At 54.4% G+C, this 7,525-nt stretch carries 7 protein-coding genes; all 7 read left to right on the top strand.

Features of this window, described 5'->3' with window-relative positions:
• The first annotated feature begins 485 nt into the window (after nt 1-485).
• Nucleotides 486-620, top strand: coding sequence for a 50S ribosomal protein L34 (gene rpmH, locus JL015_RS20830; RefSeq protein ID WP_002551315.1), 135 nt, complete (start codon nt 486-488; stop codon nt 618-620).
• 16 nt (nt 621-636) lie between these two features.
• Nucleotides 637-1,038, top strand: coding sequence for a ribonuclease P protein component (gene rnpA / locus JL015_RS20825; RefSeq protein ID WP_201019775.1), 402 nt, complete (start codon nt 637-639; stop codon nt 1,036-1,038).
• Nucleotides 1,031-1,276 carry a membrane protein insertion efficiency factor YidD gene (gene yidD, locus JL015_RS20820; RefSeq protein ID WP_201019769.1) on the top strand — a complete coding sequence of 82 codons (246 nt, stop codon included), beginning with the start codon at nt 1,031-1,033 and terminating at the stop codon, nt 1,274-1,276. The genes rnpA and yidD overlap by 8 nt, the downstream gene beginning before the upstream one ends.
• Nucleotides 1,277-1,278: 2 nt before the next feature.
• Nucleotides 1,279-2,964 carry a membrane protein insertase YidC gene (gene yidC, locus JL015_RS20815; RefSeq protein WP_201019768.1) on the top strand — a complete coding sequence of 562 codons (1,686 nt, stop codon included), beginning with the start codon at nt 1,279-1,281 and terminating at the stop codon, nt 2,962-2,964.
• Nucleotides 2,965-3,042: 78 nt separating this feature from the next.
• The gene (mnmE, locus tag JL015_RS20810) at nt 3,043-4,413 is read left to right on the top strand and encodes a tRNA uridine-5-carboxymethylaminomethyl(34) synthesis GTPase MnmE (protein WP_201019767.1); all 1,371 of its coding nucleotides are present in this window, start codon (nt 3,043-3,045) and stop codon (nt 4,411-4,413) included.
• 574 nt (nt 4,414-4,987) lie between these two features.
• Nucleotides 4,988-6,880 (top strand): tRNA uridine-5-carboxymethylaminomethyl(34) synthesis enzyme MnmG, encoded by a 1,893-nt coding sequence (gene mnmG / locus JL015_RS20805; protein WP_201001375.1) that lies wholly within the window; start codon nt 4,988-4,990, stop codon nt 6,878-6,880.
• A complete protein-coding gene (rsmG, locus tag JL015_RS20800; protein ID WP_201019766.1) occupies nt 6,877-7,521 on the top strand; it encodes a 16S rRNA (guanine(527)-N(7))-methyltransferase RsmG in 645 nt (214 codons plus the stop codon). The genes mnmG and rsmG overlap by 4 nt, the downstream gene beginning before the upstream one ends.
• Nucleotides 7,522-7,525: the final 4 nt, after the last annotated feature.

Raw genomic sequence — 7,525 nt, 5'->3', positions numbered from 1 at the left:
AAGCCGGCTTTTATTACTTGAAAAGTCGACAGACGGTAGGTGGATAAGCTCTGTGGATAAACCGGCTTCAGCTCATTGCATAAGTCGGGTCGAAACTCTGTGGATAACGCACCTGTGGATAACATGCCATTCCATACACAGCTTTTCCGAGGTCACAGCACAGGGAGAGCACGGTTTCTCGACAGCCTTATGATCTTCTGTACACATTGATTTTAAAGAGCTTCGATTGGTTATCCACAGACAAGTGCGTCCCTAGTCTTTATAAGCTCTACAAAGAAGCTTTAAATATTCCCTCTTTTTATTTCTATAACTGATTTCTCTCAGGTCACCCCGGATGCGGATGAGGAATGCGTAATGACTCGTAAGGAAGTAAATAAAGGAAAAGCTGGTTGGAAATTGACCTGCACGCCTGCTTTCTCTAGAATCCCCGGTCTCTTAAAACGGGGGCCATTCCGGCCCGTAGTGGACGAACCAGGTAACACGCCATGAAACGTACTTTCCAACCCAGCACTATCAAGCGCGCCCGCACCCACGGTTTCCGTGCCCGTATGGCCACCAAGAACGGCCGTGCAGTCCTGTCGCGTCGTCGCGCCAAAGGCCGTAAGCGTCTGGCAGTTTGATAAATCGGCACTGGTGGTGAGTCGAGACTTCAGTCGGGAAAAGCGTTTGCTGACTCCCCGGCATTTCAAGGCAGTCTTTGACTCCCCTACCGGCAAGGTTCCGGGTAAAAATCTCCTGCTCCTTGCACGCAACAACGACCTTGATCATCCTCGTCTGGGGCTGGTGATAGGTAAAAAGAGCGTAAAGCTCTCCGTTGAGCGAAACCGCTTGAAACGCCTCATGCGCGAATCATTCCGCCAGCACCAGGATAATCTGGTCGGTTGGGATATCGTGATCGTCGCGCGTAAAGGTTTGGGTGATGTAGAAAACCCTGAACTGATTCAGCATTTCGGCAAGCTCTGGAAACGTCTGGCGCGTAGCCGACCCACTCCAGAAGCAAAAACCGAAACTGCAGGGGTAGACAGTCCAGATGCGTAAACTGGCACTCGTTCCGATCCAGTTTTACCGCTACGCCATTAGCCCGCTGATGGCCAGTCACTGTCGTTTCTACCCCAGTTGTTCCTGCTATGCGTATGAAGCCATCGATAATCATGGCCTTTTACGCGGCGGCTGGCTGACACTTCGTCGTTTGGGCCGCTGTCATCCGTGGAATCCCGGTGGTTATGACCCGGTTCCACCTATCCCCACCTCCCGTTCTTCTTCGATGGCCGAGTAATCATGGATATTAAACGCACGATCCTGATCGTCGCCCTGGCAATCGTGACCTACGTCGGGGTTCTGAAATGGAACCAAGACTACGGCCAGGCTGCCATGCCGACCCAGAATGTTGCAGCCAGCACAACCGCACCGGCTATACCGGATACGGCTGCTGGTACTAATGGTTCTGCAAATGCCGATGTTCCAAGCCCGACCGCGAATAATGTCGCAGCGCCTCTGGAAACTCCGGTAGCGCCCAGCAAAGACCTGATTCAGGTCAAGACTGACGTGCTCGATCTGGCGATCGATCCGGTAGGTGGTGACGTAGTCCAACTTCGTTTGCCGCTGTATCCACGTCGCCAGGACCGCCCGGATGTTCCTTTCCAGCTGTTCGACAACGGCAGTGAACGTACCTTTCTGGCACAAAGCGGCCTGACCGGTACCAACGGACCTGATGCCCGTGCTACCGGCCGTCCGGTTTATTCGTCTGCACAAAAGACTTATCAACTGAACGATGGCCAGAATGATCTGGTCGTCGAGCTGAAATTCGCTGATAACGGCGTCAATTACATCAAGCGCTTCACATTCAAGCGCGGTTTGTACGATGTAGTGGTCACCTACGTTGTGGATAACCAGAGCGCTCAGCCTTGGGCGGGCAATCTGTTTGCACAATTGAAGCGCGATGCCAGCTCCGATCCGTCTTCGACCACTGCCACTGGCACTGCAACCTACCTGGGTGCTGCCTTGTGGACAGCTGCAGAGCCGTACAAAAAAGTGTCGATGAAAGATATCGACAAGGCTCCGCTGAAAGAAACAGTACAAGGTGGCTGGGTTGCATGGCTTCAGCATTACTTCGTGACGGCCTGGATTCCAAGCCACAGCGACAGCAATGCTGTTCAGACTCGTAAAGACAACCAAGGCAACTACATCATCGGTTTCACTGGCCCGACACTGGCTGTTGCAGCCGGTGCCAAAGGCGAAACCAGCGCGACGCTGTATGCCGGCCCGAAAAGCCAGGCAGTACTCAAAGAGTTATCCCCAGGGCTGGAACTGACTGTCGACTACGGCATTCTGTGGTTCATTGCCCAACCAATTTTCTGGTTGCTGCAACATATCCACGCCATTGTGGGTAACTGGGGCTGGTCGATCATCTTCCTGACCATGCTGATCAAAGGCTTGTTCTTCCCTCTCTCTGCTGCCAGCTACAAATCCATGGCGCGCATGCGTGCCGTAGGTCCAAAGCTGACCGCCCTGAAAGAGCAGTTTGGTGACGATCGTCAGAAGATGTCCCAGGCAATGATGGAGCTGTACAAGAAAGAAAAGATCAACCCGCTGGGTGGATGCTTGCCGATTCTTGTCCAGATGCCGGTTTTCCTCTCGCTGTACTGGGTACTTCTGGAAAGCGTGGAAATGCGTCAGGCTCCGTGGATCCTGTGGATAACCGACCTGTCGATCAAAGACCCGTTCTTTATCCTGCCGATCATCATGGGCGCAACCATGTTCATCCAGCAGCGTCTGAACCCGACTCCGCCGGATCCGATGCAGGCCAAGGTCATGAAAATGATGCCAATCATCTTCACGTTCTTCTTCCTGTGGTTCCCTGCCGGTCTGGTTCTGTACTGGGTTGTGAACAACACCCTGTCGATCGCACAGCAGGCCTACATCACTCGCAAGATCGAAGCCGCTACCAACAAGGCTGCTGCTTGATCTAACCTGTGAACAAGTTTTACAAGACGCCCCCTCGTGGGGCGTTTTGCTATCTGTCAGTTGTCCAGGAGCCGGACCATGAACGTCCCTCGTGAAACCATCGCAGCCATCGCAACCGCCCAAGGTCGCGGGGGTGTTGGCATCGTGCGTATATCCGGGCCTTTGGCGAGCAAGGCTGCTCAAGCGATCATTGGCCGCACGCCAAAACCACGATTTGCTCACTACGGGCCTTTCGAGGATGAAACTGGCCAGGTCATCGATGAAGGGATTGCGCTGTATTTTCCTGGCCCAAACTCCTTTACCGGCGAGGACGTCCTGGAGCTGCAAGGCCACGGCGGCCCTATCGTTCTGGATATGCTGCTGCAACGTTGCCTGCAACTTGGCAGCCGTCTGGCAAGGCCAGGTGAATTCAGCGAGCGGGCGTTCCTCAACGATAAGCTCGATCTCGCTCAAGCAGAGGCCATCGCGGATCTGATCGAAGCCAGTTCTGCACAGGCTGCGCGCAACGCATTACGCTCCTTGCAGGGTGTTTTTTCGCAGCGTGTGGATAACTTGACCGAGAAGTTGATCAGCCTGCGGATCTATGTCGAAGCGGCCATCGACTTTCCTGAGGAAGAAATCGACTTTCTTGCTGATGGCCATGTACTAAGCATGCTTGATGAGGTGCGTAACGAGTTATCCACAGTGCTGCGCGAAGCAGGGCAGGGTGCGCTGCTGCGGGACGGCATGACTGTAGTGATTGCTGGTCGTCCCAATGCCGGCAAATCCAGCCTTCTCAATGCCCTGGCAGGTCGAGAGGCTGCGATTGTCACCGAGATAGCCGGCACGACCCGTGATGTGCTGCGCGAACATATCCACATAGACGGCATGCCACTGCATGTTGTGGATACCGCAGGCCTGCGCGATACCGACGATCAGGTGGAAATCATTGGCGTACAACGTGCCCTCAAGGCCATTGGCGAGGCAGATCGCATCTTGCTGGTGGTAGACGCTACGGCGCCTGAAGCAACCGATCCTTTCGCACTATGGCCAGAGTTCCTGGAACAACGCCCTGATGCATCCAAAGTTACGCTAATCCGTAACAAGGCCGATCTCAGTGGTGACCTCATCGCTCTGGAAACCAGCGATGATGGCCATGTCACGATCAGTCTCAGTGCCAAGGCCGGAGGTGAAGGTCTGGAACTGCTGCGCGAGCACCTCAAAGCCTGCATGGGATACGAGCAGACCTCGGAAAGCAGCTTCAGCGCACGTCGACGCCATCTCGAAGCCCTGCGTCATGCCAGTGACTTTCTGGAGCATGGCCGCGCACAACTGACATTGGCCGGCGCAGGCGAGCTATTGGCGGAAGACCTGCGCCAGGCTCAGCAGGCGTTGGGTGAAATTACCGGGGCTTTCAGCTCCGACGACCTGCTCGGCAGGATCTTCTCAAGCTTCTGCATCGGCAAGTAATCTCGGCAATACAGCCCGACGCAATGTCGGGCTTGCCTTTCTGAACTCCCTTTCTAGTCCCCCAGCAAGCCTCTCTTATTCACAGAGAAAGGCTTTGCCCTGCCTGCTCATTGCCACTGGTCGCACCAAAACACAATTCTGTGGGCTTACGGGCCTGTGAATTGTCCATTCAAAGTGCTTTTCAGCAGAATTAAGCCCTGTGAATAACTGCTTCTGAGCTCAGTTGATAACTGGGGTCGAAAGCTGAAGATAAACCCCTCTGTGGACAAGTGGTCATTTAATCCACAGGCTCAAGACGGTTATCCCAAGGCCTCAATGGCACATGAACACAGACTTTTGAAACGCTGTACATATTGATTTATATGGTCTGTAGAACCTTATCCACAGAAAGGATGCTCAGTAAGAATAAACATAAAAACAAGGTTTTATAAGATTTCTTTCCTTTTTAATTTCTTTATTCGCCAGTTTTCCACAGCTGGTTAAATTTTGTGCAACGGGTTTCTTTCAGGTGGGTGTATTCCCTATACTTGTCAGCTATCCCAATTTCCCATCGACAACAGGCACGAGGTGCGTGGTGGATTTCCCTTCCCGTTTTGAAGTGATCGTCATCGGTGGCGGTCATGCCGGTACCGAGGCCGCACTTGCGTCGGCACGCATGGGTGTCAAAACCCTATTGCTGACGCACAACGTGGAAACGCTCGGTCAGATGAGCTGTAACCCGGCCATTGGCGGCATTGGCAAAAGTCATCTGGTCAAGGAAATCGATGCCCTTGGTGGTGCGATGGCAACGGCCACCGATAAAGGTGGCATCCAGTTCCGTGTATTGAACAGCCGCAAGGGTCCAGCAGTACGAGCGACTCGTGCTCAGGCAGACCGTGTCCTGTACAAGGCCGCCATTCGCGAAATCCTGGAAAACCAGCCGAACCTGTGGATATTTCAACAGGCCTGCGATGACCTGATCGTCGAACAGGATCAGGTTCGTGGCGTTGTTACCCAAATGGGTCTGCGTTTCATGGCCGATTCCGTGGTCTTGACCACTGGTACGTTCCTGGGCGGACTTATCCACATCGGTATGCAGAACTATTCCGGTGGCCGTGCAGGAGATCCGCCGTCGATTGCCCTGGCAAAACGGTTACGTGAGTTGCCGCTGCGCGTTGGTCGCCTGAAAACCGGGACGCCACCGCGTATCGATGGCCGTTCGGTTGATTTTTCGGTAATGACAGAACAACCTGGCGATACGCCTATACCGGTCATGTCGTTCCTGGGTTCCAAGGAGCAGCATCCAGAGCAAGTCAGTTGCTGGATCACGCATACCAATGCCCGGACCCACGAAATCATTGCCTCCAACCTTGATCGTTCACCCATGTATTCCGGTGTGATCGAAGGTATCGGCCCGCGTTACTGCCCTTCTATCGAAGACAAGATCCATCGCTTTGCCGACAAGGAAAGCCATCAGGTCTTCATCGAGCCTGAAGGCTTGACCACTCACGAGCTGTATCCGAACGGAATTTCCACTTCGCTGCCATTCGATGTGCAGTTGCAGATCGTTCGCTCGATTCGCGGCATGGAGAATGCGCACATCGTCCGTCCTGGTTACGCCATCGAGTATGACTACTTCGATCCACGGGACCTGAAATACAGCCTGGAAACCAAAGTCATCGGCGGCCTGTTTTTCGCTGGCCAGATCAACGGCACCACTGGCTACGAAGAAGCCGGTGCGCAAGGTCTGCTGGCCGGGACCAACGCTGCGCTTCGCGCCCAGGGCAAGGAAAGCTGGTGCCCGCGCCGTGATGAAGCGTACATCGGCGTATTGGTTGACGACCTGATTACACTCGGCACACAAGAGCCTTACCGGATGTTCACATCCCGTGCCGAATATCGTCTGATCCTGCGTGAAGACAACGCCGACCTGCGTCTGACCGAAAAAGGTCGTGAGCTGGGGTTGATCGACGACGCCCGCTGGGCGGCGTTCTGCACCAAGCGTGAAAATATAGCGCTGGAAGAACAGCGTCTGAAAAGTACCTGGGTTCGACCTGGTACAGAGCAGGGCGATGCGATTGCCGCACACTTCGGCACGCCGCTGACTCACGAATACAATCTGCTCAACCTGCTGACTCGCCCGGAAGTCGATTATGCAAGCCTGATTTCCCTTACCGGCGAGGGTTGCAGCGACCCTCAAGTCACCGAGCAGGTCGAGATCAAGACCAAATACGCCGGTTACATCGAACGTCAGCAGGACGAAATTGCCCGTCTGCGGGCCAGTGAAGATACAAAACTGCCTGAAGACATCGACTACACGACGATTTCCGGTCTGTCGAAAGAGATTCAAGGCAAGCTGGGGATAACTCGTCCCGAGACCCTGGGACAGGCATCGCGGATTCCTGGCGTTACGCCGGCGGCGATTTCCCTGTTGATGATTCATTTGAAAAAACGCGGCGCGGGCCGTCAGTTGGAGCAAAGCGCTTGAGTTCTATGGTTACCCCGCAGCATGCTCAGGAATTATCCACAGGTGCCCGGGAACTGGGCGTGGATCTGAGCGAAAAGCAGCATGGCCAGTTACTGGTTTACCTTGAGCTGTTGATAAAGTGGAACAAAGCCTACAACCTGACGGCTGTGCGCAATCCGGACGAGATGGTTTCGCGTCATTTGCTCGACAGCCTGAGTGTCGTTCCTTTCATCGAAGGCCCACGCTGGCTGGACGTTGGTAGTGGTGGCGGGATGCCCGGTATTCCGTTGGCTATCATGTTCCCGGAGATGAAAGTTTCGCTTCTGGACAGCAATGGCAAGAAAACCCGGTTCCAGACTCAGGTCAAACTTGAGCTGAAACTCGACAACCTCGAAGTTATCCACAGCCGTGCAGAGGCTTATCAGCCAGATGCGCCGTTCACGGGAATTGTTTCCCGGGCGTTCAGCAGTCTGGAAGACTTTACTGGGTGGACGCGCCACATGGGCGACACCGATACACGTTGGCTGGCGATGAAAGGGCTGCATCCGACCGATGAACTGGTAGCATTGCCGCCAGATTTTCATCTCGATAGCGCACAAGCCTTGACCGTTCCAGGTTGCCAAGGCCAACGCCATCTGCTGATACTGCGCCGCACGGCATGACTGG

The sequence above is a fragment of the Pseudomonas cichorii genome (assembly GCF_015471405.1).
In the GTDB taxonomy this organism is placed as follows: domain Bacteria; phylum Pseudomonadota; class Gammaproteobacteria; order Pseudomonadales; family Pseudomonadaceae; genus Aquipseudomonas; species Aquipseudomonas serbiensis.
Note: the sequence above shows the minus strand (reverse complement) of the source record. Positions and strands in the feature narration are given on the sequence as shown.

What these genes read in the sequence shown, in the direction of transcription:
- yidC (WP_201019768.1), top strand. Translation starts at nt 1,279, where the DNA reads ATGGATATTAAACGCACGATCCTGATCGTCGCCCTGGCAATCGTGACC.
- yidD (WP_201019769.1), top strand. Translation starts at nt 1,031, where the DNA reads ATGCGTAAACTGGCACTCGTTCCGATCCAGTTTTACCGCTACGCCATT.
- rpmH (WP_002551315.1), top strand. Translation starts at nt 486, where the DNA reads ATGAAACGTACTTTCCAACCCAGCACTATCAAGCGCGCCCGCACCCAC.
- mnmE (WP_201019767.1), top strand. Translation starts at nt 3,043, where the DNA reads ATGAACGTCCCTCGTGAAACCATCGCAGCCATCGCAACCGCCCAAGGT.